The 705-nt window shown below is 64.8% G+C and carries 1 protein-coding gene; it reads right to left on the minus strand.

Annotated features, from left to right (window positions below; translation table 11 throughout):
* Positions 1–705, minus strand: a 705-nt coding sequence (locus DIE04_RS29490) for a 3-hydroxybutyrate dehydrogenase (RefSeq protein ID WP_148091663.1), incomplete at its 5' end; no start/stop codon positions are given.

Genomic DNA, 705 nt, shown 5'->3' on the forward strand with positions numbered 1-705 from the left:
TTACTGCATGAACCAGCCGTGGCTGACGACGAACGACTGGCCCGTGAGCGCGGCGCTCGGGAACGCCGACAGGAACAGCACCGTCTGCGCGACGTCCTGCACCGTCGTGAACACGCCGTCGACCGTGTTGCCGAGCATCACCTTCTTCACCACTTCCTCTTCGCTGATGCCGAGCTCCTTCGCCTGCTCCGGAATCTGCTTGTCGACCAGCGGCGTGCGCACGAAGCCCGGACACACGACGTGCGAGCGCACGTTGTGCTTCGCACCTTCCTTCGCCAGCACGCGCGCGAGACCGAGCAGCCCGTGCTTGGCCGTCACGTACGCCGACTTCAGCGGCGACGCTTCGTGCGAGTGCACCGAACCCATGTAGATCACGACGCCGCCGCGATCGTCCTTGTACATGTGCTTGAGCGCGGCCTTGGTCGTCAGGAACGCGCCGTCGACGTGGATCGCCTGCATCTTCTTCCAGTCGGAGAACGCGTAGTTCTCGATCGGGTTGACGATCTGGATGCCCGCGTTCGACACGAGGATGTCGACCGAGCCGAACGTGTCGGCCACCTTGTCGATGCCGCTGTTGACCGCTTCCTCGTTGGTCACGTCCATCGCGACGCCGATCGCCTTGCCGCCTGCCTTGACGATCTCGTCGGCAACCGCGTTTGCGCCGTCCTGGTTCAGGTCGGCGATCGCCACGGCCGCGCCCGCTTT

Source organism: Burkholderia sp. Bp8994, from assembly GCF_003853805.1.
In the GTDB taxonomy this organism is placed as follows: domain Bacteria; phylum Pseudomonadota; class Gammaproteobacteria; order Burkholderiales; family Burkholderiaceae; genus Burkholderia.